Below are 25,161 nucleotides of genomic sequence, written 5' to 3' on the forward strand. Positions count from 1 at the left end.
TCAGGCGATGACGAGCACAACGCCCAAGCGCATCAATCTTGGCCTTCAGGGCGGCGGAGCGCATGGCGCCTTCACCTGGGGTGTTCTCGACAGACTGCTGGAAGATGACCGGCTCCAGATCCACGGCATGACCGGCACCTCAGCAGGTGCCATGAATGCCGTGGTTCTGGCCACGGGATATCACCACGGCGGGGCTGCCGCCGCACGGGAGGCTCTGGACGACTTCTGGAGCGAGGTCAGCAAACAGTCCTTCTTCAGCCCGATCCGCCGCTCGCCGCTGGACGTGGCCCTCGGGCAATGGAGCCTGGATTTTTCACCCAGCTACATCGCCTTCGATCTCATGTCGCGCCTTGCGTCGCCTTATGAATTCAATCCCCTGAACGTGAACCCCTTGCGCGAGGTCGTCGAAAAAATCGTCGATTTCGATTCCGTGCGCGATTGCACGGCGCTCAAGGTCTTCGTCGCGGCAACCAATGTCTTCACCGGCAAGATCAGGGTGTTCAGCAAGGACGAGTTGACCGTGGATGCGGTGATGGCCTCCGCCTGTCTGCCCCATGTGTTTCAGGCCGTTGAAATCGATGGCGAGCCCTATTGGGACGGCGGATATATGGGCAACCCGCCGCTCTATCCGCTCTTTTATGAGACGGACACGCCCGACATTGTTCTCATCCAGATCAACCCGATCGAGCGCAGGGAGGTCCCCAAGACCGCCCGCGAGATCGTCAACCGCCTCAATGAAATCACCTTCAACTCCAGCCTCCTGCGGGAAATGCGCGCGGCCCATTTCGTCGGAAGGCTGATTGAGGAGGGCAAGCTGCCCGACGAAAAATACATGAAAGTGCGCATGCACCGGATCGACGGCGACGACTTGAAGCCGCTTCAGGCATCTTCGAAAAGCAACGCCGAATGGGCTTTCCTGACCGAGCTGAAAGCCATTGGCCGGAGGGCGGCGGACACCTGGCTCGAGACGTCCTTCGATGCAATCGGCAAGAACTCGACCATTGATCTCAAGACCGAGTTCGATTGAGCGGCCCTGGAAGGGCTTAACACCGCTTAACCTTCACATCGCAAGCCGCCTTGCAATTTGCAATGCGCACATCCTTAGCAAAGCCTGAACAAAATCAATATATTGCTAAATCATCAGTGCAGCACCCCACATATCGCTCCATTCGCGTGCCAATAAACTGGCAAGGGTCTTGCGATAGGTTTGGCACGCTGATTGTCAGGTTGTGCGTCGTCAGCGACAGTAGATGGAAGAGGCAGGCAACTGCGACCCCGCCTGTCTCTTCCCTCCCCTCAGTCTAAAATCCCCGGCAGCAATCGCGTACCGTCAGACAGGGTCAACGAGTGATCACGATCTCCGCGTTCTGCTTGCCGTTCTGATTGATCAGTGAAAACAGCGTTCGCGCATTTTGCGGGTGCAGTCTGACACAGCCGTGGGACGCTGGGCGGCCGAGGCGCTTGAGGTCATTGGTCCCGTGCACCGCATAGCCGTGATAAAAGAACACCGAATAGGGCATGGGTGAGTTGTGATACTTCTTCGAGAAGTACCGCTTGTGCAGCCGTTGCGCCTTGAACCGGCCAACGGGTGTGCGGTAGCCGGGCCGGGCGGTTGAGACAGGCCAGCTGTATTTCAGCACGCCATTGACCCTGACCTGCATGGTCTGAGAGGAAAGATCCACCCGCGCCTGCACAGCCGCCGCCTCCGCGAGACCGGCAGACATCCAGCCGGATACAGCGACCAGAGCGGCTATTCTTGCCAGAAAATTCAACGCCCTTCTCAACATCTGCGGCCTCCTATCGGTCATCATCTCAAATTGCCTGGAATTTGACACAATTGGCAAGTGACCCTGCGCTAAGAGTAATTTCGCAAATCGGGAATAGGCTGCCCTAGGAATCGGCACCCGATGTGCCTACCTATCGTGAAAGCCCAAATCAGGATCCCTGCCATGACGATGAAGTCAGCCCGCATGCCCTCTTCCAGAATGCTCCGTCTTGCTACGGCTGTCATGGGCGCCGCTGTCTTTGTCTTCCCAGCTCATGCACAGGACCGCCAGAAGATCGAAGCCGACAACGGCTGCCCGAAATGCGACCTGAGACTGTCCGATCTTCGCGACCTTACGATTAATGGCGCCAATTTCGAGCGCACGATTCTCCGGGAAGCCGATTTGAAAATGGCGCGGCTGCCCAAGGCCAACTTCAAGGGTGGAGATTTGCGCCGGGCCGAGTTGGAACGCGGCTTCATGCCCGAGTCCGATTTTACCGATGTCTCCATGCGCTCAGTCGATCTGGAAAAAGCCGACTTGAGCGGCAGTGTTTTCAATGGCGCAGACATGCGGAATGCGGATCTGAGCCAAACCAGGCTGACAGGCGCAAACTTCGCGGACACGGATCTCCGCAATGCAAGCTTCATCCGGGCCTCCGCCGCCAAAACCAACTTCCAGGGCGCCAAGATGGATCAGGCGGATCTGGAGCGGGCCAATCTTGAGGGCGCCAACCTGTCCCAGACCCGCCTTCAGCAGGCCGATCTCGACAGAGTATCTGCCGCTGGCGCGAATTTTCAGGACGCAGATCTCAGCGGAACGCGGCTTTCCAGCGCGGACTTCACAGGTGCCAACCTGTCCGGCGCCGATCTCACGGATGCCCTGCTCCGCCATACGCAATTGAAGGGGGCTGATCTGACCGGCGTCACCGGTCTGTCCCAGGAACGGATCATTGACGCGTGTGGTGACGAGAACACCAAGCTGCCTTACGGCATCACGCTCAAGCCCTGCTCATAAAAGCAAGGCCTGGGTGCGAACCGCCCGGGCCTTATGTCTCTCAATAACAGCTTGCTATGCCCGTCAGAACAGGTCGAAGCGGAACTTGTAGGTGACGCCAAGGCCCACGGTGAACTGGTCCTTGGAGCCGTTCTTTGCCAGCGGGCTCTTGGCCGCATCCCCGATCAGACGGTCGTAGCCGCCCTGCAGATGCACGCGCACATCATCCGTCCAGTCGTAGCTGATGCGGGTTTCCAGCCCGACAGACTTGAAGCCGCCGTCAGGATTATAGGCAGACAGACGACCACCACTTGCGGCGGCTTCCGCTGCGGTCACGCCGAAGTAGGTGTCCATGTAACTGCCCGAGACAAAATCCGCACGCGGACCGAAGCTGACTTCCACCCGGTCCATCGGGAAGATAATCGCATCGGCCCCAAGACGGCCCACCTGACCATGGTGGCCATTGATCCCCTGGCGCAGTTCTGCAAAGACCCGCCAGTTTTCAGCGCGGTACCCGCCGCCAAGACCAAGCTCAAGCGCCCAGTTGACCTTACGCGTACCGGTCAGGTCAGCGCTGTCGGACGGCTTGCGCTCACCGATAAAACCAAAGCTCGGATAGAAAAACACGCCTGTCTTGCGCTTTCCGTCCACAACCTGGCCCAGACCCGGCACGTAGAAACGTCCGACGGAAATCAGCGGGAACGGGCTGAGAAGATAGGACTCAGCGGTCTCGTATTTCGGAGCCAGGCTGACACCGACGCCGAGATCCACTTCATACTGGCGCTGGGTCTCTTGCGCGCTTGCAGCCTGGGTCACGGCAGCCGCAGCCAGAAAGGCCAGTCCAAATCGCTTCAGGAATTCACTCATCATCAGCCCACGCATCTTCAGAATTTGGGCTCAACCTTATCACTCAGTCCAAAACCAAAAGTGCACAAAAGGCTCATTTTTCTGCGCCAAGGCATTTTTCCGCGCCCCTGTGGCCCATTTGCAAGCCGGTTTCCGGACCTTTGTTAAACAAAACCGCTGATCCTGAAGGCTTCCCGCCCTTCCCCGTCTTGCGGATGGGAGAAGAGAAAGCTACATGAAATCCAGTAATTCAGACCGGCAACCCATGGATGGATCCCGATGCGCGCAATCCTCGACGTAGTTCTCCTGGTGCTTCAGCTCTACACCTACGTGATCATTGCCAGCGCGATCTTCTCCTGGCTCTATGCTTTCAACATCATCAACTCCAGCAACCAGCTCGTCTACAGCATCGGCCAGATGCTCTACAACTTGACCGAGCCGGCACTGCGGCCAATCAGACGCGTGATGCCCAACCTCGGCGGTATCGATCTGTCCCCCATCGCCCTGCTGCTGCTGATCTTCCTGATCCAGAACGTCATCATCCGATACGTCTATCCGAACGTCTTTTGACGCCGGATAATGACCGGAACAGCAGTCCCCTGGCGACGCTCAGGTCAAGACGTCTTGATTGATGTCCGCCTGACGCCGAAGGCTGCCAAGGATGGTGTTGACGGTTTGGAGGTCCTGTCCGACGGGCGGCCGATACTGAAGGCGCGTGTCCGGGCCGTTCCCGAAAAAGGCTCGGCAAACAAGGCGTTGACCCAGTTGATCGCCAAAACGATTGGCGTCCCCAAGTCTGCCGTCTCGCTCGAAAGCGGATCAACCTCCCGGATAAAGACCTTGCGTGTTTCGGGCGGCAGCAGCGAAATTGAAACGGCTCTTGCCAGGCTCGCGAACCCGGCAAAGGACTGATCACTGTGCGGGAGATCCGGTCAGATGTCGATTGGCCGGGCTTCGTCCGCCAGCATGATCGGAATCCCATTTCGGATGGGGTAGGCCAATTTGGCAGCCCGGGAAATCAGTTCCTGGTGTTCCGCATCATATTCCAGAGTGGTCTTGGTCACCGGACAAACGAGAAGCTCAAGAAGCCTGCGGTCAACCTTGCGCTCTGACTGGGGCTGCGGATTGTCTGTCATCTAAAATACCTTCGTTGGTCTATTGCAGCGTCGTGCCGCCCTCGCCGCCTTGGGAACGAGCAAGATCAATTTCAGTGATCGCAATCAACGTGTCAGCCCGGGTTTTCAGATCCGGAGCCTCAAGCAGCGCCTGCTTTTCCTGCGCCCCATAGGGGCACATCATGCAGAGCGCATTGACAAGGATTTCCGTCTCGGCTTCCGAAACGCTCTTCCAGTCAGCCTCCAGATCATTCGCGTCGAGATAGGCCCGAAGTGTGTCCAGGAGCGCAGCCCGGTCCACATCTTCCTCACCCTCACCGGACGACAGATCCGCCGCGAAAGGTGCGAAGTCGCATTCCACCTGGCGGTAGCTCGTCACCGCTTCAATCTCACGGACCACAGCAAACCGGGCAACACCCTGAAGGGTTACGAGATAGCGGCCATCACCGGTTTCCTGAAAACTGGTGATGCGCCCGACGCAACCGACCCGGGCCAGCGCCCCGCCTTCCGATTGTGTGTCGTTTCCGGAGAGTTCAGGCTGGATCATTCCGATCAGCCTGTTCCCGGCCAGCGCCGCGTCGAACATCGCGATATAGCGCGGCTCAAAGATGTTCAGCGGCAATTGGGTCCGCGGCAGAAGCAAGGCTCCGGTCAACGGAAAAACCGGCAGAACCGGTGGCAGATCCGCAATCGTTTCATAGATGGCGTTTCCTGCCTGCATGACGCACATTCCTTTCCAGTGGCTGCTTTCTCACAGTGATAAAACGTATCTGTGGCGCGGACCCGGCAAGGTCAAGAAAACAGCACGGACGACAGCTTCCGGCGGCCATAGTTCGTGGCAGGTTCTTTCGGCCCCCAAGCCTCGAAAAACTGAAGCAGCTGCTTGCGTCCGCCGTCCTCGTTCCATTCACGGTCACGCCGGACGATTTCGATCAGCTGGTCCACAGCACCCGTCCGGTCTCCTTTGGCGGACAGTCCCAGCGCAAGATCAAGACGCGCCTGGAGGTCCTTGGGGTCGTTTTCGATCCGGCTCATCAGCTCGCCCAGGTCGCCAAGCGCCTCAGCCTGCTCGGCAAGCTCCAGAACCGCCTTGGCAGCGCCGTAGATATCGTCACCCTGCTTGTCCTCTGAAACGAGGGCAAGGGTTTCGCGGGCACGCTCCAGTTCACCAGCGCCAGCATAGCACTGGGAGAGACCGCAAATGGCCCGCACATTGTCCGGCTCCATCTGCATCACCGCGGCGAAAAACTGCGCAGCCTGACCATAGTCCTTGGCCGCCAGCAGCTCAGCCGCCTGCTCCAGATATTCGTCAGCCGGATTGGCCGGAGCCTTGCCGCCGAGCCGTTCGATGAAGGCTTTGATCTGGCCCTCGGGCTGAGCGCCCATGAAACCGTCGACCGGCTGGCCGTCCTTGAACGCAATGACCGCCGGGATCGACTGGATCCCAAGCTGCCCGGCGATTTCCGGATAATCATCGATGTTCATTTTGGCCAGCTTGACCGCGCCCTTGGCAGCCCGCACGGCAGCTTCGATCACGGGGGTCAGCTGCTTGCACGGCCCGCACCAGGGAGCCCAGAAATCAACCAGAACCGGCTGCGTCCGGGATGCTTCCATTACATCCGCCATGAAGCTCTGGGTGGTGACGTCCTTGATCAGGTCGTCGGCGCCCTGACCGCCCGAGGGGCCGCCTGCACCGTTGCCGCCACCGAAACCGCCGCCGCCCATGCTGCCACCAAATCCGGCGCCAACCTGGCCACCCATCGAAAAACCACCGCTGCTCATTGACTTTGCCTCGTTCCGATCCTGCTGCCGCAGCCGCTGCGGCGCTGCCGCTATTGCGGCTCAATTTCACTTTCCCATAACATGGCGCCCGGCATCCGGAATTACAAATCCGATCTCGGGCAGTTTTCCATCGGAAGACGCAGACGGCTTTCCGCACCGAACCCGTAAGAGAGCCCCTTAGAGCGCCTGCGCTTCCTCGCTGACAGCAAGCACTTGCGGCTCGTGTCCGCAGGCGCGCACAAAAGCAAGCAGATCCTGATTAGATATGGCCGTCGTCGCGTCATTGCTGAGCGGATGATAGTTCAGCACTTCATGCTGCATCATGGCCGCATCCAGGACAGGTGTCACGCGCTGCGCATCCCGGTCATTGATCAGGGCAAAAGGCGTAACAGAGCCCGGCATCACCCCCAGCACCTCAAACAGAAGGTCGCCATTGCCGAAGGACACACGTCCCTGGCCGCCGATCACCTCGTGGATCTTCTTCAGATTGATTGTGGCGTCATGCAGAGCAACGACAAGAAACAAACGCCCCTTCTTGTCCTTCAGGAACAGGTTCTTCGTGTGGCCGCCAGGAATGCGGTCATGCAGATCACCGGATTCCGCCACGGTGAAAACCGGCTCATGATCCACCGTCGATACCTTGAGACCGTGGGCCTCAAAAAATTGCATGAGCTCGTCTCTAGCCGCCGGCATGTCCGCACCTTTTTTTAGTCGTCTTGCGCTCTGTCTTGCCGCAAATCGAATTTTGCCACAAGCTGAAATCCATCCTAAACATTGCAGAAATCAGCGCTTTTTCCGTTTTAACCCACAGACATTATCCACAGACCGAAGCCAATTTCTGACCCCGAAAAAAGCCTATTGCAATCCTTCTCGCCATGGTCCATATACTGCGCACCTCGCCGACGCAGGCAGCCAACGAGCTTCCGGGTCGGACACAAAATGCGGGCGTAGCTCAGGGGTAGAGCACAACCTTGCCAAGGTTGGGGTCGTGGGTTCGAATCCCATCGCCCGCTCCAGTTTCCCAGAAACTGGAAAGCTGAATAAGCGTCCTCCGGGGCGCTTTTTTTGCTTTATGGCCTTCTGCTAAGGCTGCGCACACATCTCCGAACGGCCGTTGTTAAACACCGTTCCGCAGATTTCAGATCCCACCAATCCATCCGGGCAAAAGACTGCCGCAAAAACACGCTATAAGTGGCCTGCCCTCTTGCGAGGGGCAACCGCAGTCGATTGGCGTTCAACAATGTGGCAGGCAAGTTCGATCCGCTGCGCAGGACCAGCCAGAGAGCTGGCCGCACCGAAAAGAAGATCGAGTGCCGCCGCTCCGATCTCGCGCATCGGGACATGGATTGAAGTGAGGGGCGGATTGTAAAAACCTGCTTGCGGCAGGTTGTCTATGCCCATGACTGAGACATCGTCAGGCACCCGATACCCGGCACGCGAGATGGCCTGCATGGCCCCGGCAGCAAGACTTTCGCCTGCGGCCAGAATCGCCGTGAAGTCAAGTTTCCGGCTCGCGATACGCTGCTCAACGGCCGCTGCAGCCAATTCCGGAAGCCAGTCCTCGACCACAATCACCATGTCGTCCGCACCGGAGATTTTCTGAGCCAGCATCGCATCCCGCCAGCCCTCCAAGCGCCGTTCGATGGTGCTGCGTCCCCGCCGCATCACGAACAGGATCCGCTCATGACCAAGCCCTTGCAGATAAGCCGTGGCCATATGAGCAGCTGAGCGGTTGCAGGGCGACACACTCGACAAGCGCATGAGGGGATCTTCGCCGTTGATAAGCACCACCGGTTTGCCGAAGCCGCTGGTGAGGGCGAGCAAGTCATCATCGTCAAGGCTGAGAAACAGAAAGCCCGCAACGCTCTCGTCTGCGGCAGCGGTCCTCAGCATGCCGATATCCTCCGCAGCGCTTGCGACCGGCTGGGTGACGATCTCGACGCTCAAGGTCTCTGCTCTCTGATGGAGACCTTCGAGCACATGTGCCGTGAACTGATTGCGCACATAGTCGATCATCGCGGCGCTGCTGGCCGCCAGAATAACCTTGCGCCCTGCCAGTGAGGCGGCAACCTGATAGTTCAGGCTGCGCGCCACTTCGGCGACCTTGGCGCGGATGTCCGCGCTTACCCCCTTCTCTCCAGCCAGAGCCCTCGAGACTGTGCTGAGCGATACGCCGCAGCGTTCGGCGATGTCCTCAAGACGCACCTTACGGCTTGGCTTAACCTTCTTTCCCGCAAGGATTGTCATCAGCAGCCTATCCACCTAGATTGCGCCATTACGCAAAAATTTTTCATATTGCGCAAGAAATATCCCTATGCCACGATTTTTGACAATTGTCGCTCAGCCTTTTTTTACAATCAACGAAGCGGCTCAAACGGGAGGAACAGGAACATGGTTCCTGACGGACGCGCGGTTCGCGAACGCTTGAAGCTGCTTGTCGATGGCATGACCAGCCTGCGTCACGACGGCCAGTATGATGAGCCCAACCTGGATGGCACTCCGGGCGACTACATCAGCTTCACCTCTTGGGAATGGCCGCAGGGCATCGGCCTCTATGGGCTCGTGCGCTTCTGGCTGCAAAGTGGCGATGCGGAACTGAGAACGCTGGTGGAGACCTGGTACGCCGGCCGGATCGCCGAAGGTCTGCCGGGCCTCAACATCAACACAACTGCCCCCATGCTCGCCCTTTCCCTGCTGTGGCGTGAAACCCGTGATCCCCGCTGGGCCGATGTGATGGACAAATGGGCTGACCGGATTCTGCACGAGATGCCGCGCACGTCCGAGCGCGGTCTGCCGCATATTGTGTCGGACAAGATCAACGATCAGGAACTGTGGGACGACACGCTGGTCATGGTCGGCCTGTTCCTCGCCTCCTATGGTCAGGCAAGCGGACGCCGCGAGCTGGTGGACGAGGCCTGCCACCAGTTTCTGCTGCACACCCGCTATCTCGCCGATCCGCACAGCGGCCTGTGGTTCCACGGCTGGACCTTCGACGGGCGGCACAATTTCGCCCGCGCCCTGTGGGGCCGCGGCAATTCCTGGATCACACTCGGCATTCTTGATCTGGTCGAGCTGGCCGAGATCCCCGCCCCTGTCCGCAGCTTCCTTCTTGGCGTTCTGGAGACCCAGATTGATGCGCTGCTGAAGCTTCAGGCACCTTCCGGCGCCTGGCACACGCTGCTGGACGATCCAACCTCTTATGAGGAAATCTCCGCCACCGCCGGGTTCGGCTACGGCCTGCTAAAGGCCGCAAGGCTCGGCATCGGACCAAAGGGCTGCCGGGACGCGGGACTGCGCGCGGTCAAGGCCGTCATGGACAACATCGACGAGACCGGAACCGTCGGCAATGTCTCCTATGGCACGCGCATGGGCGGCACGCTGCAGTTCTATAAAGACATCCCGATCGAGCCGACCGGCTATGGCCAGGCCCTTGCAATCCTGTGCCTGAGTGAAGCGCTGCTTCATTCCGGAGAAAAGGAACAGGCGGCATGACCGGTGAAAACCAGGCCCATACCGGCGTGTCTCCTGTTCCGGTGGCTGATCTGAAATGATCCTTCGCGCGGCCTCTCCTGCAGAGAAAGACCACCTGCGCCGCCCGCTGGCGCACGGCGCACCGGTGACCTATTGGCAACTGGGGCGGACGAACGAGGCCCGCTACGATGTGCCGGACCAGCCGATGAAGGGGGAAATGGACCCCTTCTTCTTCCTGACCAAGCACAAGAACTTCATTCCGCATGAGTACCCCTGCCGGACCGCCTTTGCTGAAGAGCGCCGGGGCAAGCGGCCCGAAGTGGCGGGAGTCTTTGATCTGGACCGGTTCTGGCTGCCCTTCGGGTCGCCGCGGGTAGACATGTCAGGCTTCTGGTTCAGGCCCACCGTCATCGGCACCTGGGGACGGACCTGCATCAGCGTGACGGAGGCCGGGACTGCCGTACTGCGCCTCGGCACATGCGGCGGCGCGGTGCTCTTCGTCAATGGCGAGGAAGCCGGATGGATGGCGGATTATGTCCGCAATCTGGAAGCCAAAGCTGAGTTCGCCGTGGAGCTCGCTGCCGGAGAGAACGAGATCGCGATCTTCTTCGACGATCTGGCCGAACGTGACGCCCGTTACTTCTTCCAGCTGGACTACGTGTCCGGCCCGCGAGCAGAGCAGGCGCTGCCCGTTCCTGTCGAGGCTGGAACCGCCGCCTCGATGGAACTCGCCCTCGACCGGATGCACTTTGAAAAGCCGGTCTACCGTTCGGGAGAGGTTGCGCTCATCACATCTGCTCCCCTCCAGGCTGAGGTGGAAGCCAAGGTGACGGTCGCAGGCGATTTCATTTCCCGGGAAGAGCCCGTACAGATCCGCCAGCAGCTCGCACCGGGGGAAGCCCGGATTGGCGTGGGTGAAACCAGCGTACTGCCGTCCGACTTCAGGCACTTTCACGTCGCTCTCAGCACAGGCGGCTTCACCGCTTCGCGCGTCTTCGGCGTCGAGATCTGCCATGCGGAACGTCAGGGCAAGGCACCCGCCGCTCAGGCGGACCGTATCCGCGAGGCGCTGAACGAGATCGCCGACTATGGCGAGCCGGACAATGTGACGGCTTTGGCACGCTTCGGCGCAGGACGCTCCGGCCCGGAAACCGACCGGATGATGGCGGATACTCTGCCCGCGATCGACGATTGCCATGACTGCGCGGACTTTGCCCTGGTGCCGTTGCTCTGGTGCCGGACGGTCTTCGGCGCGCACATTGGAGCGGACACCCGCACCAGCATCGACAAGACCATTCTGTCCTTCCGCTACTGGATGGATGAGCCTGGCAATGACGTGCAGTGGTATTTCTCGGAAAACCACGCGCTGCTGTTTCATACCGCGGCCTATCTGGCCGGGGCGCTTCTTCCTGACGCCACGTTCACGCGCTCCGGGAGATCCGGCCGGGAACAGTCTGCCACCGGGCTGGCGCGGGTCCGTGCCTGGCTGGACCATTTCGAAGAATGGGAGATGGCAGAGTTCAACTCGGCCCCTTATTTCCCCATCGACCTCAAGGGCCTGACCGCCCTCTTCGCCCTGGCACCGGACGCCGATGTGCGGGAGCGCGCCCGCAAGGCAATCCAGCGGCTCGTGCTGATCGTTGCCCGTTCCGCGCACCATGGTCTTTTGACCGGGGCGCAGGGCCGTTCCTATGAACACACCTTGCGCGCTGCCGGATCCCTGGAGCTCTCCGGTATCGCCCGTCTGATCTGGGGCACCGGAAACTACGGCCGCCGGGTCCATGCCCTGCCGCAGATGGCCCTGTGCCTGCGCGATCACGGGCTGGAAATCCCCGAAGATCTGTCTGCCGTGGCCGACTGGCACTCGCCCGCCGCGCAGGAATGGTGCTTCGCGCAGGGCCAGGACCGTATGGCCCGGCTCTATCACTACAAGACCAGCGACTACGCCATGGGAACGGCGGCCGGCTACCGCTGGAACGAATGGGGCTATCAGGAAACGGTTATCCATGCCCGCGTGGGGGATAATCCGGACGCACAGGTCTGGATCAATCACCCGGGCGAGGTCATTCACTCCGGCTATGGCCGCCCGTCCTATTGGGGCGGTTCGGGCACCCTTCCGCGCGTCTGGCAATACCGCGGCCTGGCCGTGCTGATGTTCGATTGCGCGGCGGAACAACCGGACTTCACCCATGCCTGGTTCCCGCACCAGATCTTCGACGAAACCCGTCTCATGGGTGAACTCGCTGCAGCCCGGTCGGACAATGGTTTTCTGCTCTTGAAAGGCAGTGGCCCGCTTGAACTGGTGGGACAAGGGCCAACCACAGGCAGCGAATTGCGGCTGCCCGGAAGGCTGGGTGTCTGGCTTGTCAGACTCGGCAACCTGCAAGACGTTGACACGATTGACGGATTTGTATCCAGATACAAAAGGCTTGGCGTTATGCCGGGATGTGAAGATACGTTCGAGGTGACCGACCCTGATTATGGCACCGTGGTTCTCCACGCGGATGGGCGTGTTTCGGCCGAAGGCCGGATGATCGATCCAGCGGACTGGAGCATTGCGGGACAGGCCACGGAGTTCCCATCCGGCGGGTAGTCCGGCTGGATGGCAAAGGTTTTGTGCGGGAAGGAGGCCTGCACCGGACTGCAAAATGGCGGGATCACCCGCCGAACGAAGGAGGAGGATGTAATGAACTGTAAGGCACTCTTTGCGGCCGCCGGTCTGGCGCTGCTTTCGGCGTCCACCGCTCTTGCCGGCGATGTCCGCATCATGTGGTATTCCGACGGCAACGAGGGCGAAGTCCTCAAGGACCTGATCAGCCGGTTTTCCAAGGACAATCCTGACATCAACGTGATTGTTGACGAGGTGGCCTATTCCGTCATCAAGGAACAGCTTCCGGTGCAGCTTGCCGCAGGCAACGGCCCGGACATTGCCCGCGTCACGGACATCAAGAACCTGGCCCAGTATTGGCTCGACCTGACCCCGTATCTGTCTGATCCGGTCAGCTGGGTGAAGAACTATGAAGACCAGGCCGACTGGATGCGCCTGGACGGCTCCCCGGCCATCACCGGTTTCATGACCCAGATCACGCTCACTGGCGGCTTTGCCAACAAGACGCTGTTCGAGCAGGCCGGTGTTCCGCTGCCGGGCCCCGGCGCAACCTGGTCCGACTGGGTGGAAGCGTCCAAGAAGGTGGCCGAAAGCCAGCAGCTTCCCTATGCCTTTGCCATCGACCGCTCGGGCCACCGGATCGCCGGTCCGGCCATTTCCTATGGCGCCGGATTCATCGGCCCGAAGGGCCTGCCGAATGAAGTTGACGACGGCATGAAGGCTTTCATCGCCGACTTCGTGAAGTGGAACAACGAAGGCCTGCACGCCAAGGACGTCTGGGTGTCTGCTGCCGGCACCACCTACCGCCCCGCTGCTGATGACTTCATCAACGCCCAGGTGCCCTTCTACTATTCCGGCTCCTGGCAGGTCGCCAACCTGGCCACCAAGATCGACGATGCCTTCGACTGGGTTGCAACCGGCAGCCCCTGCGGACAGGCTGCCTGCACCGGCATGCCGGGCGGCGCTGCCGTGGTGGCCATGAAGGACACCAAGAACCCGAAAGAAGTGGCGCGCGTGATGGAATACCTGGCGTCCACTCCGGTCGCCAAGGAGTTCGCCGAGCGGACCCTGTTCCTGCCTGCCAACAAGGAAGTCATCGCCGGCGGCCTGAACTTCCAGACGGACAGCCAGACGGTGAAGGACGTGCTGAACACCTTCGTTCAGGCCTCCTCCACCACAGCGGTCGAAGCGCTCAAGCTTCCGGCATGGAAGTATGCAGGTTCCTACTACGGGGCCCTGGTCTCCCGCGTGAGCCAGGTGATCGCAGGCGAACTGACGCTTGACGATGGCTATGCGCGCATCAATTCCGACATGGCCGAGAAGGTCAAGGAAGCGCAGTAAGGCACTGCCAGACGCAACACCATGGAAGCCGGCGCCCATTGGCGCCGGCCTCTCTGGAGGGACCCCCGTATGAGCGCGAACATAAAGAGACACCGGACAGGTCTGGGCGGGATCGCCTTTGCCGTGATCCGCCCGGTCATGAGCCTGATCGACATCCCCCTGCGCGCCTTGCAGAGGGCAACCGGTCAGGGCGGCATGGCGTCGTTCTTCATCCTGCCGAACATGGCCGTCTTCACCATTTTCGTGCTGATCCCCTTCGCAATCAATTTCGTCTACTCGATGACCGGCGGCATCGAAATCTTCCTCAACCAGCGGGATTTTGTCGGCGCCGAGCACTACAGGGACATTTTCACCTGCGGCAGCTATCTGGACCCGGCCTCCTGCCGCAGGGACGGATTCTGGACCGCCGCGCAGAACACAACGCTTTTCGTCATCCTGCAGGTGACCCTGCTGATCATCGTTTCGCTGATCACCGCCCTGATCCTGAACCGCCAGATCATCGGGCGCAGCTTCTGGCGCGCCATGTTCTTCTTTCCGGTTCTGCTGTCGCCGGTGGTGGTGGGCCTGATCTGGCGCTGGATCCTGCAGCGCGACGGGCTGCTCAACTTCGTTCTGCTCGAGGCCTTCGGCGCCGAGCAGTTCAACTGGCTGACCGACCGCACGGCCGCCTTCGCCGCGACGATCGGCGTGTCCATCTGGGCGCATATGGGCTTTTACACCCTGATCCTGCTTGCGGGCCTGCAGGCGATCCCGAAGGATCTTTATGAGGCCGCCGAAATGGATGGCACGTCCAAGTCGCGGGTCTTCCGGCGCATCACGCTGCCGCTTCTCATGCCAAACCTGATCGTGGTGCTGGTTCTGGCGCTCATCAAGGCCGTGCAGGTCTTCGACGAGGTCTATGTGCTGACCGGCGGCGGGCCAGGCACCAGCACCATGTACCTGGTGCAGTATATCTACGAGAAGGGCTTTGCCTCGGAGCTGCGCAATCCCGGCTTGGCGGCTGCGGCCTCAATCATCATGGGCGCCGTTCTGGTGGTGCTCACCCTGATGCAGATGGCGGCCTCCCGCCGCAACGAGAAGAAGGGGGAGCGCTGATGGCCGGTGTCGTTTCCTTCCTGACCCGCCGCCGCGGCGGAGACCGCTGGCATTGGACCGATGTCGCCACCTGGGTGTGGCTGATCGGGGGACTGCTGATCATCTTCGGCCCCGCCGTCTGGCTGGTGCTGTCCTCCTTCAAGACCCCGGCGGCCCTGTCGGCCTTCCCCCCGTCCATCCTGCCCTATGTCACCCAGGAGGTGCAGGTGGAGGGTTTCGACAAGCCCCTGCCGCTCTATGAGGTGACCTTGCCAGATGGCACCACCGCCCAGATGGCTGAAAAGCGCCGCGTGGGCGTCATTGCGCAGATGATCGACCCGAAAAACCCGGGAGAGGTGGTGAAGGTCAACATCAAGGACCGCAAGCCGGTAGAAATGGTTGAGTTCGCCACTTCCAACTATACCGAGCCGTTCCTGCAGTTCGACTTTCTGCGCTATCTGTGGAACTCAGTCTTCGTCACGGTCATGGCCACGATCATCACCTTGATCGTCAACTCCATGGCCGCCTTCGCGCTGTCCAAATACAAGTTCAAGGGCCGGGACCTGATCCTGCTCGTCATCGTCGGAACGCTGATGGTGCCGCTCGGCGTCATCACCGTGCCGCTCTATTCGATCATCTCCACGCTGGGACTGTTCAACAACCTGTGGGGCGTGATCCTGCCAACGGTGGCGACCCCGACCGGGGTGTTCCTGCTGCGCCAGTACATGCTGACCATTCCGGACGAGCTGATCGACGCCGCCCGGATGGACAAGGCGTCCGAATGGCAGATCTACTGGCGGATCGTGCTGCCGCTTTCCGCGCCGGCGCTTGCGGTTCTGGCAATCTTCTCCGTGGTCTGGCGCTGGAATGACTTCCTTTGGCCGCTCATCGTCTTGAGCCGGTCGACCGCGTACACGCTGCAAGTCGGACTGAACGTCTATGCGGGCCAGCTGAACGTGCAATGGCACTACATCCTGGCCATGACGGTGGTCACCATGATCCCGGTCGTACTGGTCTTTGTGTTTCTACAGCGGTTCATCACCCGCGGCATTGCCACATCGGGTCTGAAGTAGGGAGTTCGGCATGGGCCGCATCACACTTGAAAAGCTGACCAAGTCCTATGGCTCGGTCGAAATCCTGCACGGCATCGACCTGGACATCCAGGACGGGGAGTTCGTGGTCTTCGTTGGCCCGTCCGGCTGCGGAAAGTCGACACTTCTGCGCCAGATCGCCGGTCTCGACAAGCCCACCAGCGGCGAGTTGAAGATCAACGGCAAGCTGGTGAACGACGTGCCCGCCGCCGACCGCGGCCTGGCCATGGTGTTCCAGTCCTATGCGCTCTATCCGCATATGAGCGTGCGCCAGAACCTGGCCTTCGGTCTGGAAAATGCCCGCATGCCAAAGGCGGAGATCGACAGCCGGATCGCCGAGGCGGCCCGCATGCTGGAAATCGGCGACTATCTGGACCGGCGCCCGGGCCAGTTGTCCGGCGGCCAGCGCCAGCGTGTTGCCATTGGCCGTGCGATCGTGCGCAATCCCACCGCCTTCCTCCTCGACGAGCCCCTGTCCAACCTGGACGCGGAGCTGCGCATCTCCATGCGCGCAGAGCTGTCCGCCCTGCACCAGCGCCTCAAGACCACGATGATCTATGTCACCCATGACCAGATCGAGGCGATGACGTTGGCGAACCGGATCGTCGTCCTGCGCAAGGGCAATATCGAGCAGGTAGGCACACCGCTGGAGCTCTATAACAGGCCCGCGAACCGCTTCGTCGCAGGCTTCATCGGTGCGCCGAGCATGAATTTCCTGCCCGGCAGCATCCTCGCGGTCAATCTGGTGGACACGGTGGTGACCGTGCTCGGCGAGGAAACCCTCGCTGTTCCCCGGCCGGCAGAAACCGCAGAGGCCGGCGAGAAGATCACGGTGGGCGTCAGGCCGCAGCATATCCGGCTGGCAGGTCCAGGTGAGGACTGCATCGGGGCAAAGGTAACGCTGGTCGAAGCGCTCGGTGCTGAAACCGTGGTGCATGCCCGCGTCTCCACAGGCGAACTTCTGCTTGCGGTTCTCGCAGGCCAGCATGCGTTGTCAGCCGGTGAGGACATCCGGCTGACCTTCGATGCAAAGGACCTGCATCTTTTCGGCGGTGACGGACTGCGCATCGCCGGCACATGACCGGCAATGGTTATCAAGAGGAGAAATGGCGGCCGGTCCGCTGGAATTGCCATTTCTCAAATCAGGTGACCTCGGAAAAGCCCTGTCAGCCAGTCCGGCCCAGCGCCGCACTGAGGGATGTGTCGCTGCGCGGCTTCTCGCGAAGGTCGAGGCCGGAGTGCAAGTCGATGATATGGCTCTTCTGAATGCTTTCGGCCATCGCCGCATCCCTTAGCTCGAAAGCTTTCATCAGCGCGTGATGGGAGTGGCTTTCGCAGGCCGTGTCCGCCCGTTTCCAGTAGAGCGCGATGATCAGGGACGAGCGCGAGATCAGCGAGCGGACCATGCTGGTGAAGACCCGGTGATCTGCGATTTCCGCAATGGCCGTGTGAAACCCGCCGGAATGGAACAGCGCCCGGCCCATATCTTCCTTGTGCAGAGCCACGTGCTCCGCTTCCAGATGCGCCTTGAGCCCGGCAAGCTGCTTATCAGTCATGGCCAATGCCGCCAGCCGGGCGACAGCCGGTTCAATCAGCGCCCGCGCCTGAAACACCTCATGCGCCTCCCGGATGGTCGGCTCGGACACGAAGGCCCCGCGATTTTTCTTGATCGTTACGAGGTTCGAATGTGCCAGGGCCTGAAGCGCGGCTCGAACCACCGTCCGGCTGACGCCGTAAATCTCGCCAACCTCATCCTCCGACAGCTTCACCCCAGGCGCGAGCTTGTGCTCCAGAAGAGCCGTCTGAATGTTCAGGCAGATGTCGAGCGCCCGGCCCGGCGGCAGGGCGAACACGGCATGGAGGTTATTGCTCGATTCGGGATCGGCTGTGGTCACTGGCTTTGTCGTTTTCTGGTGGCGCGCCGGACTGCGGCGGGAGAGTTTCAAGGTACGCCCGACCCTTCCGCTTTGCAATTCAAGATCGTATACAATCTTTGAGCAAAACGTATCCTTATCGATCAATTATTGTGCACTTTAGCCATCTGGAAATTTGGCAAAGCGGGCATAAATCCGAAAATACCAATGAAATCAGACCGTTTCCTTCTTGGCACAGCGCTTGCGTCATCTGCCGCAACGATGGGTATCTGAAGGAGACGACCAGCCATGGCGCGATCCCTGGAGCTGGAACTGGCGGCCACCACCAAGAAGTATGGGGACACCATCGCGGTAAACGCGATCAACCACCGCTTTGCCGCGGGGTCCTATTCCTGCCTGCTCGGTCCTTCGGGCTGCGGAAAATCCTCGACCTTGAGAATGATTGCCGGTCACGAAACCGTTTCGGCCGGCGACATCGTTCTGGGCGGCACCAACATCACCGACCTGCCCCCCGCCCGGCGCGGCACCGCGATGATGTTCCAGAGCTACGCCCTCTTCCCCCACCTCTCCGTCACCGACAATGTCGCCTTCTCCCAGAAGATGAAGGGCGTAGACAAGGCCGTCCGCCAGAAGAAGGCGCTTGAGCTGCTCGATCTGGTGGACATGAGCGCCTATGCCGCCCGCATGCCCTCGCAGCTGTCTGGCGGTCAACAGCAGCGCGTCGCCCTGGCCCGCGCCCTGATCACCGAACCTTCCGTTCTGCTGCTCGACGAGCCGCTCTCAGCGCTCGATCCGTTCCTGCGTATCAAGATGCGGCTGGAGCTGAAGCGCCTGCAGCGGGAACTCGGCATTTCCTTCATTCACGTCACCCACAGCCAGGATGAAGCCCTGGCGCTGGCCGACGACATCATCGTCATGAACAACGGCCGCATCGAGCAAGCCGGCATGCCGCGCGACATTTTCAATGCGCCGGCAACCGAGTTCGTGGCGAAGTTCATCGGCGGCCACAACGTCCTGGAACAGGCAGGCAAGCGTGTCGCGCTCAGGGCTGACCGGCTGCTCGTCAGCAAGGCGCAGGACAGCGCCAGCAGCCTTCTCGGCGCAACGGTCCGGGACGTCGAGTATCTCGGCTCGACCGTGAAGCTGGCGCTTGACGCAGGCGCAACGGGCGATCTGACGGCCTCTCTTTCCGATGAGGTCTTCTTTCAGGACCCGATCGATATCGGCACCGCCGTCTTCCTGACCTGGAAGCCGGAAGATGCCCACACGCTCGCGGCCTGAGGGCCGCCATGCAAGGCCGGATCCAGCGGCCAGATAAAACTCCAAAGGGGAACAGGAGCAGTAAATGACAGAGACAGTTGACAAGAAGGGCGTGAGCCGCCGCAGCCTCCTCAAGGGCGGAGCGGCCCTCACCGGTGCCGCTCTCGGTTCCGGCGCCATCACCGGCTTTCCGACCATCTGGGCACAGAACATCAAGAACGTGACCCTGCGCCAGTTCGGCACGGGCGTGTCCAACCTCAACGAAGTTGGCCAGAAGGTGAAGGAAGACCTCGGCTTCAACCTGGAAATGACCGCACTCGACAGTGACGCCGTCACCCAGCGCGCCGCAACCCAGCCGGACAGCTTCGACATTGCCGACATCGAGTACTGGATCTGCAAGAAGGTCTGGCCGACCGGCAACCTGCAGGCCATGGATACGTCCAAGATCAAGAATTACGACAAGATCGTCGGCATCTTCAAAAGCGGCAAGCTGACGCCAGAATCCGTCATTGCCCAGGGCACCGCTCCGCACACGGTCGGCTTTGTCGACGGTCCGGACGGCAAGGCCTTTGCCAAGGAACAGACCGGCTGGATGACCCTCATCCCGACCATCTACAATGCCGACACGCTCGGCATCCGCCCGGACCTGATCGGCCGTCCGATCGAGAGCTGGACCGAGTTGCTCAACCCGGAATTCAAGGGCAAGGCCTCGATCCTCGACATTTCCTCCATCGGCATCATGGATGCGGCCATGGTTTGCGAAGCCATGGGCGAAATCAAGTATGGCGACAAGGGCAACATGACCCGCGAAGAGATCGACAAGACCATGGCGATCTTCACGGAAGCCAAGAAGAACGGCCAGTTCCGCGCCTTCTGGAAGACCTTCGACGAGAGCGTCAACCTGATGGCCTCCGGCGAAGTCGTGATCCAGTCCATGTGGTCTCCGGCAATCACCGCCGTGAAGTCCCGCGGCATCGACTGCGTCTACCAGCCGCTGAAGGAAGGCTACCGCTCCTGGGGCGGCGGCATCGGCCTGTCAAAGAGCCTGAGCGGCCTGGAGCTGGATGCAGCCTATGAATACATCAACTGGTATCTCGACGGCTGGGTCGGTGGCTTCCTGATGCGTCAGGGCTACTACTCCGCAGTTCCGGAAACCTCCAAGCTGCACATGAGCGAAAACGAGTGGGGCTACTGGTTCGAAGGCAAGGCGGCCACCGGCGACATCACCAACCCGTTCGGCGATGTGCTGGCCAAGGCCGGCGACACCCGCGACGGCGGCTCCTTCTACGAGCGCATGGGCGCTGTTGCCTGCTGGAACTCCGTCATGGACGAGAACCAGTACATGGTCCGCAAGTGGAACGAGTTCATCGCAGCCTGAGGCTGACCTGACCAACTGCGTCCGGGGCTTCAACGCCCCGGACGATCTCCAGGACACAACCGGACCCTGACTTCATGACGGATCAGACGCCCTCCCTGCCACAAGCGGCCCCGGCCCGCCCCGCACGCACTGGACGCGGCTTCAGCCTCAGCCGTTTGCCTGACGCAGTTACCGGCTGGCTTTTGTCTTTGCCGCTGGTGCTCGTGCTGGCGTTCTTTCTGGTGCTGCCGATTGCCATGATCGTCGTGGTTAGTTTCTGGGGCGCGACGGAATTCTCGATCTATCCGGCATTCCAGTTCGACAATTACGAATTCCTGCTGACCTCACCGGTCACCTATCAGGTCTTCTTCAACACCATCAAATATGCGGTGATCACCTGGGCCATCACTCTGGTTCTCGGCTTCACCATCGCTCATTTCCTGGCCTTCCATGTCCGCACCCAGACCTGGCAGATCGTGCTGTTCCTGCTGTGCACGATCCCGTTCTGGACCTCGAACATTATCCGGATGATCTCCTGGATCCCGTTTCTGGGCCGTAACGGCATCGCCAACTCGGCGCTGATCTCCATGGGCGTCATCGACGAGCCGCTGGAATGGCTGCTGTTCTCCGATTTTTCGGTGATCCTCGCCTTCGTCCATCTCTACACGCTGTTCATGGTGGTCCCGATCTTCAACACCATGATGCGCATCGACAAATCCCTGATCGAGGCTGCCTATGACAATGGCGCCACCGGCTTCCAGACCCTGACCAACGTGATCATTCCCCTGACCAAACCCGGCATCATGATCGGCTCGATCTTCGTCGTGACGCTGGTCATGGGCGACTTCATCACCGTGCGCTTCATGTCCGGCAGCCAGAAGGCCAACGTCGGACGGCTGATCTCCAACGACGTGGCCCTGCTGCAATATCCGTCGGCCGCTGCCACTGCTGTCATCCTCCTGATCACGGTGCTGCTGGTGATTTCCATCCTCTTGCGGTTCGTCGACATCCGGAAGGAGCTTTGATCATGGACAAGCGCAGCCGGTCCTTCTACGTCCTCGCCTGTTTCTTCGCCCTGTTCCTGGTGTTTCTCTATGGACCGACGATCACCATCGCGATCCTGAGCTTCCAGGGCCCGCAAGGCGGCCTGACCTTCCCCATGCGCGGCGTCTCGCTGCACTGGTTCCAAGATCTCTTCGAACAACAGGCCGTCGGCGACATCTGGGGCAGCTTCAGCCGCTCGCTCCTTCTCGGCCTTATGGTCATGGCGACGACTGTCGTGGTCTCCGTCATGGGCGGCCTTGCCTTCCGCAAGCGCTTCCCCGGCTCCGGCGTGATCTTCTATCTGATCGTCACCTCGCTGGTGATCCCGTCGATCCTGATTTCGCTCGGCGTCGGGCTGATCTTCTCCCAGTCCGGCCTGCCGGTGCATTGGGCGACGTCCGGCTTCGGCTCCCAGCTCACCTGGACGCTGCCTTTCGGCCTGCTGATCATGTTCGCCGTCTTCAACCGCTTCGACAAATCCTACGAGGAAGCCGCCCGCGATCAGGGCGCAACCGCCTGGCAGACGATCCGGCACGTGATCCTGCCGATCATTGCGCCGATGCTGCTCGGCGTGGCGCTTTTCGGCTTCACCCTCTCCTATGACGAATTCGCGCGGACCCTGCTCACCGCAGGCAGCTACAACACACTGCCGCTCGAAATCTACGGCATGACCACCAATGTCACGACACCGGTGATCTTCGCCCTCGGCACGCTGACGACCGGGTTTTCCTTCCTGATCATAGGTCTGTTCCTCGCCGTGGTCGTGACCCTCAACCGGCGCCGTTCGCGGCTCGGTTCCGATGCCGGACAGGGGCTGGTTTGAGTCCCGGACACCCCATGCAAAACACCCATATCCTTTTCATCAATCCCAACAGCACGGCCTCCATGACCGTAAAAGTAGGGGAGGCAGCCCGTGCCGTTGCAAGCCCTGGCACAAGAATCACGGCCATCAACCCGTCGACGGGCCCCGCCGCCATTCAGGGGCCGGAGGACGGGGAAGCCGCCCTTCCGGGCCTCTTCGCGCTGTTCGATGCGTCGCTCGATGCTGATCCGAGCATCACGGCAGTGGTGATCGCCTGCTTTGATGACACCGGACTTTGGGAGCTCAGGGCCCGCAAACGCGTTCCGGTGCTGGGTATCGGCGAGGTCGCCTATCACGTCGCCTCGATTGCCGCCGAAAAATTCTCCGTGGTGACAACGCTACCCATTTCCGTGCCGGTCTTAGAGGACAATATTGCCCGCACCGGCCTATCCGGACGCTGCGCCAGGGTCCGTGCCGCCAATGTGCCTGTTCTGGACCTTGAGATCCCCGGCAGCGATGCACGGCTGCGGGTCGAGCGGGAAATTGAAGCGGCTCTTGCGGCAGATCAGATCGGCGCCATCGCCCTTGGCTGCGCCGGCATGGCGGACCTGGCCTCCGGCCTTTCGGCCAAATTCCAGATCCCGGTGATCGATGGCGTCGCCTCCTCGGTGAAACTGGCGGAAGCGGTGGCACGGCGCGCCTGATTGGCTTAGTCTGACAGGCAGAGCATGACCGCCTGCAACCGGCCGATGCCATTTCCAGGGGGAGAGATCGCATTGAAACATGTATTTTCGCCTGCCCTTTTTCTCGGCCTTGCCGCAGGGATGATTGCCGCTCCCTTGTCCGGCACAGCCGCCGCCGCTGACGCCCAATCGGGCAAGGCCTTGTCCCTGACATGGTGCTCCGCCTGCCATCTGGTCTCCAACGATCAGGCTCAGGCGAGCGATGCCCAGGCCCCCAGCTTCTACAAAATCGCTCAGGCGCCCGGCCTGACAGAGGACCAGCTGATCGCCTTTCTGGCCGATCCACATCCGAAAATGCCCGGAATGCCGCTCAGCAATACGGAAATCGGCGACATCACGCGCTACATCTCCACTCTCAAGCCATAGAGTGCGGAACCCTGAGCACCCCTCCGGTCAAAGATCGAACTCGGCGCAAACCGCCGCATGAAACGATCCGTCCGCCGCAGCCGTTCCCGATTGAATGACTTCGTCCGGAAGATCCCGGTTGAACACCTGAATGGTCCGGAAGCGCTGTCTCAGCGCCTGACTTGCAAGAATATGGTCCAGAGCCTGTCCGCGCCCATTGTGCAGCACTGTCTGGCGCTCAGCAGGCGGCAGCATGGCGTCCAGCTGGACAAGTTGCCGCCCGGCGAGAGCCGGATTGCCCGTGTCTTCCGTCTCCGCTCTCAAAAGCCGCAGAGCACTTGCGTCACCGGTGGCGTTGAAATCGCCTGAAACGGCGATCAGTACATCCGGATCCTGATCCAGCAGGGCATCCACCGCCAGTCGCAAGTCCAGCGCCTGGGCGGTCCGTTTCATCGAGGCAATGAAATAGCCTTCGGCCCAGGCCTCTGAAGTTTTCCAGCTCCCTGCACTCAATTTCGCGCCGGGCAAAGGCACGGCGATGGGCGCGCGCAAATGCACTGTGAAGACATGAAGCGGCCTCGCTCCCCCAACATCAAGGCGCACCTTGAGGATTGGCCGGTCGAACAGCACTGGCTCCGGCACGTCTCCCCCTTCAGCGCCCGCCGCCGGTTGCCAGAGCGGGGGAGAAACCCGCGCATGATGCAGGCACTGCACTTCCATGACCGGATACCGGGACAAGACCAGAAGATTGTGCCGGTCCCCCGGCGCCCTTTGCCCCGGCTTTGAGCAGAAGGCCCGGTGATACCCGCCATAGGGCGTTCCCTCCAGCAAGTGTTCCAAAGCCGCGAAGGTCCGGATAGTTTCGCGTGGCGGCTTTTGCCCGTTCACCTCCTGCAGGCAGAGCACATCCGCCCTCAGTTCGTTCAACCTCGGCCGCAGAGCCGCAAGCCGGGGCGCGAGCCGTTCCGGCTGAAACCGGTCATCTCCAAAGGACTCCAGATTAAAAGTCGCAAGACGCATGACCGGCTATCCACCTCCACAGAACCTTGCCCGAACGCCTGAAGGCAAGCATAGCCCCGGCGGCAACCCGGTGATAGGAAAAGCGGTGTTGAACCTGAACACGAAGACACCGCGAATGACCATGGATGCCGCACACGCCTCACACGCCCCCTGCCCGTGCGGATCGGGCGAGCCCATCGGAACTTGCTGCGGTCCCTATCTGTCCGGCGAGACAGTTGCACCGACAGCCGAGGCGCTGATGCGCTCACGCTACAGCGCCTATGTCTGCCAGAAGATCAGCTATCTGAAGGACACGCTCTGGCCGAAATATCAGCCGGGTTTTGACGAAGCCGCAACCGCCGCTTGGGCCTCTGAAAGCCGCTGGACCGGTTTAAAGGTGCTCAGCACGTCCGGCGGCCAGACGGCAGACCGGGATGGCACGGTGCTGTTTGAAGCCAGGTATCTCTCAGGGGCAAAACTCACCACCCACCGGGAACTGAGCCGCTTCCGCAAGAAAGCCGGACGCTGGTACTACGTCGAGGCTCTGGAAGAGAAATAACCGGTGACCGGCAACGGAAAGCCGCGCATTCACCGTGGCGCGCGCTTTCTATTGCACTGCAGCACCGCTCTGGATAGGGTGTCTAGCTCAT

26 protein-coding genes and 1 tRNA gene are annotated in these 25,161 nt (G+C 60.8%); 18 read left to right on the forward strand and 9 right to left on the reverse strand.

Translation table 11 applies throughout. The features are described 5' to 3' along the window. Positions 1-7 precede the first annotated feature (7 nt). Complete coding sequence (locus tag IG616_RS10890; RefSeq protein WP_192148186.1) at positions 8-1,027, forward strand: patatin-like phospholipase family protein; 1,020 nt, start codon at positions 8-10, stop codon at positions 1,025-1,027. Positions 1,028-1,340: 313 nt separating this feature from the next. Here the strand turns inward: IG616_RS10890 and IG616_RS10895 are convergent, their stop codons facing one another. After that, a complete protein-coding gene (locus IG616_RS10895; RefSeq protein ID WP_192148187.1) occupies positions 1,341-1,787 on the reverse strand; it encodes a L,D-transpeptidase in 447 nt (148 codons plus the stop codon). 162 nt (positions 1,788-1,949) lie between these two features. Between IG616_RS10895 and IG616_RS10900 the strand changes: the two genes are divergently transcribed. Further along, positions 1,950-2,780, forward strand: coding sequence for a pentapeptide repeat-containing protein (locus IG616_RS10900; protein WP_192148188.1), 831 nt, complete (start codon positions 1,950-1,952; stop codon positions 2,778-2,780). 63 nt (positions 2,781-2,843) lie between these two features. On the opposite strand, the gene IG616_RS10905 is transcribed toward IG616_RS10900, so the two are convergent. Then, on the reverse strand, positions 2,844-3,629 hold the full coding sequence (locus IG616_RS10905) for a MipA/OmpV family protein (protein ID WP_209007447.1): 786 nt from the start codon (positions 3,627-3,629) through the stop codon (positions 2,844-2,846). A gap of 255 nt (positions 3,630-3,884) precedes the next feature. On the opposite strand from IG616_RS10905, the gene IG616_RS10910 reads away from it, so the two are divergent. Continuing rightward, complete coding sequence (locus tag IG616_RS10910; RefSeq protein WP_192148189.1) at positions 3,885-4,175, forward strand: YggT family protein; 291 nt, start codon at positions 3,885-3,887, stop codon at positions 4,173-4,175. 9 nt (positions 4,176-4,184) lie between these two features. Further along, positions 4,185-4,517, forward strand: a complete 333-nt coding sequence (locus tag IG616_RS10915) for a DUF167 family protein (RefSeq protein ID WP_192148190.1) — start codon at positions 4,185-4,187, stop codon at positions 4,515-4,517. A 20-nt stretch (positions 4,518-4,537) separates the two neighbouring features. Here IG616_RS10915 and IG616_RS10920 read toward each other — a convergent pair whose 3' ends face one another. From IG616_RS10920 to IG616_RS10935, 4 genes are all read right to left on the reverse strand, one after another. Next, on the reverse strand, positions 4,538-4,741 hold the full coding sequence (locus IG616_RS10920; RefSeq protein ID WP_192148191.1) for a Trm112 family protein: 204 nt from the start codon (positions 4,739-4,741) through the stop codon (positions 4,538-4,540). A 19-nt stretch (positions 4,742-4,760) separates the two neighbouring features. Further along, positions 4,761-5,441: an LON peptidase substrate-binding domain-containing protein gene (locus IG616_RS10925; RefSeq protein WP_192148192.1), complete on the reverse strand. Its 681-nt coding sequence runs from the start codon at positions 5,439-5,441 to the stop codon at positions 4,761-4,763. Between the two features lie 71 nt (positions 5,442-5,512). Continuing rightward, the gene (gene trxA / locus IG616_RS10930; RefSeq protein WP_192148193.1) at positions 5,513-6,502 is read right to left on the reverse strand and encodes a thioredoxin; all 990 of its coding nucleotides are present in this window, start codon (positions 6,500-6,502) and stop codon (positions 5,513-5,515) included. Positions 6,503-6,679: 177 nt separating this feature from the next. Then, the gene (locus tag IG616_RS10935) at positions 6,680-7,195 is read right to left on the reverse strand and encodes a prolyl-tRNA synthetase associated domain-containing protein (RefSeq protein ID WP_192148194.1); all 516 of its coding nucleotides are present in this window, start codon (positions 7,193-7,195) and stop codon (positions 6,680-6,682) included. A 248-nt stretch (positions 7,196-7,443) separates the two neighbouring features. Between IG616_RS10935 and IG616_RS10940 the strand changes: the two genes are divergently transcribed. Then, a tRNA-Gly gene (locus IG616_RS10940) sits at positions 7,444-7,518 on the forward strand. Between the two features lie 169 nt (positions 7,519-7,687). On the opposite strand, the gene IG616_RS10945 is transcribed toward IG616_RS10940, so the two are convergent. Beyond that, positions 7,688-8,749, reverse strand: a complete 1,062-nt coding sequence (locus IG616_RS10945) for a LacI family DNA-binding transcriptional regulator (protein ID WP_192148195.1) — start codon at positions 8,747-8,749, stop codon at positions 7,688-7,690. A 144-nt stretch (positions 8,750-8,893) separates the two neighbouring features. On the opposite strand from IG616_RS10945, the gene bglB reads away from it, so the two are divergent. The 6 genes from bglB to IG616_RS10975 all read left to right on the forward strand — a co-directional run bounded on the left by bglB (position 8,894) and on the right by IG616_RS10975 (position 17,168). Next, positions 8,894-9,994, forward strand: a complete 1,101-nt coding sequence (gene bglB, locus IG616_RS10950; protein ID WP_192148196.1) for a beta-galactosidase BglB — start codon at positions 8,894-8,896, stop codon at positions 9,992-9,994. A gap of 55 nt (positions 9,995-10,049) precedes the next feature. After that, positions 10,050-12,566: a hypothetical protein gene (locus tag IG616_RS10955; protein ID WP_192148197.1), complete on the forward strand. Its 2,517-nt coding sequence runs from the start codon at positions 10,050-10,052 to the stop codon at positions 12,564-12,566. A gap of 93 nt (positions 12,567-12,659) precedes the next feature. Continuing rightward, on the forward strand, positions 12,660-13,922 hold the full coding sequence (locus tag IG616_RS10960) for an ABC transporter substrate-binding protein (RefSeq protein ID WP_192148198.1): 1,263 nt from the start codon (positions 12,660-12,662) through the stop codon (positions 13,920-13,922). A 69-nt stretch (positions 13,923-13,991) separates the two neighbouring features. After that, positions 13,992-15,017, forward strand: coding sequence for a carbohydrate ABC transporter permease (locus IG616_RS10965; RefSeq protein WP_192148199.1), 1,026 nt, complete (start codon positions 13,992-13,994; stop codon positions 15,015-15,017). Then, on the forward strand, positions 15,017-16,069 hold the full coding sequence (locus IG616_RS10970; protein ID WP_192148200.1) for a carbohydrate ABC transporter permease: 1,053 nt from the start codon (positions 15,017-15,019) through the stop codon (positions 16,067-16,069). The genes IG616_RS10965 and IG616_RS10970 overlap by 1 nt, the downstream gene beginning before the upstream one ends. A gap of 10 nt (positions 16,070-16,079) precedes the next feature. Beyond that, complete coding sequence (locus IG616_RS10975) at positions 16,080-17,168, forward strand: ABC transporter ATP-binding protein (protein ID WP_192148201.1); 1,089 nt, start codon at positions 16,080-16,082, stop codon at positions 17,166-17,168. A gap of 85 nt (positions 17,169-17,253) precedes the next feature. Here IG616_RS10975 and IG616_RS10980 read toward each other — a convergent pair whose 3' ends face one another. Continuing rightward, positions 17,254-17,982, reverse strand: a complete 729-nt coding sequence (locus IG616_RS10980; RefSeq protein ID WP_192148202.1) for an FCD domain-containing protein — start codon at positions 17,980-17,982, stop codon at positions 17,254-17,256. Positions 17,983-18,249: 267 nt separating this feature from the next. Between IG616_RS10980 and IG616_RS10985 the strand changes: the two genes are divergently transcribed. The 6 genes from IG616_RS10985 to IG616_RS11010 all read left to right on the forward strand — a co-directional run bounded on the left by IG616_RS10985 (position 18,250) and on the right by IG616_RS11010 (position 23,533). Further along, positions 18,250-19,242, forward strand: a complete 993-nt coding sequence (locus IG616_RS10985; RefSeq protein ID WP_192148203.1) for an ABC transporter ATP-binding protein — start codon at positions 18,250-18,252, stop codon at positions 19,240-19,242. Positions 19,243-19,306: 64 nt separating this feature from the next. Next, positions 19,307-20,599, forward strand: coding sequence for an ABC transporter substrate-binding protein (locus IG616_RS10990; protein WP_192148204.1), 1,293 nt, complete (start codon positions 19,307-19,309; stop codon positions 20,597-20,599). 74 nt (positions 20,600-20,673) lie between these two features. Then, a complete protein-coding gene (locus IG616_RS10995) occupies positions 20,674-21,603 on the forward strand; it encodes an ABC transporter permease (RefSeq protein ID WP_209007448.1) in 930 nt (309 codons plus the stop codon). A 2-nt stretch (positions 21,604-21,605) separates the two neighbouring features. Further along, positions 21,606-22,445, forward strand: a complete 840-nt coding sequence (locus IG616_RS11000) for an ABC transporter permease (protein WP_192148205.1) — start codon at positions 21,606-21,608, stop codon at positions 22,443-22,445. Positions 22,446-22,459: 14 nt separating this feature from the next. Next, complete coding sequence (locus IG616_RS11005) at positions 22,460-23,128, forward strand: aspartate/glutamate racemase family protein (RefSeq protein ID WP_192148206.1); 669 nt, start codon at positions 22,460-22,462, stop codon at positions 23,126-23,128. A 72-nt stretch (positions 23,129-23,200) separates the two neighbouring features. Beyond that, on the forward strand, positions 23,201-23,533 hold the full coding sequence (locus IG616_RS11010) for a c-type cytochrome (RefSeq protein WP_246476200.1): 333 nt from the start codon (positions 23,201-23,203) through the stop codon (positions 23,531-23,533). Between the two features lie 27 nt (positions 23,534-23,560). Here IG616_RS11010 and IG616_RS11015 read toward each other — a convergent pair whose 3' ends face one another. Then, on the reverse strand, positions 23,561-24,532 hold the full coding sequence (locus IG616_RS11015; protein WP_192148207.1) for an endonuclease/exonuclease/phosphatase family protein: 972 nt from the start codon (positions 24,530-24,532) through the stop codon (positions 23,561-23,563). Positions 24,533-24,620: 88 nt separating this feature from the next. Between IG616_RS11015 and IG616_RS11020 the strand changes: the two genes are divergently transcribed. Beyond that, positions 24,621-25,070 carry a YchJ family protein gene (locus tag IG616_RS11020; RefSeq protein WP_209007450.1) on the forward strand — a complete coding sequence of 150 codons (450 nt, stop codon included), beginning with the start codon at positions 24,621-24,623 and terminating at the stop codon, positions 25,068-25,070. The last annotated feature ends 91 nt before the right edge of the window (positions 25,071-25,161 follow it).

It is taken from the genome of Roseibium litorale (assembly GCF_014842915.1).
GTDB lineage: Bacteria > Pseudomonadota > Alphaproteobacteria > Rhizobiales > Stappiaceae > Roseibium > Roseibium litorale.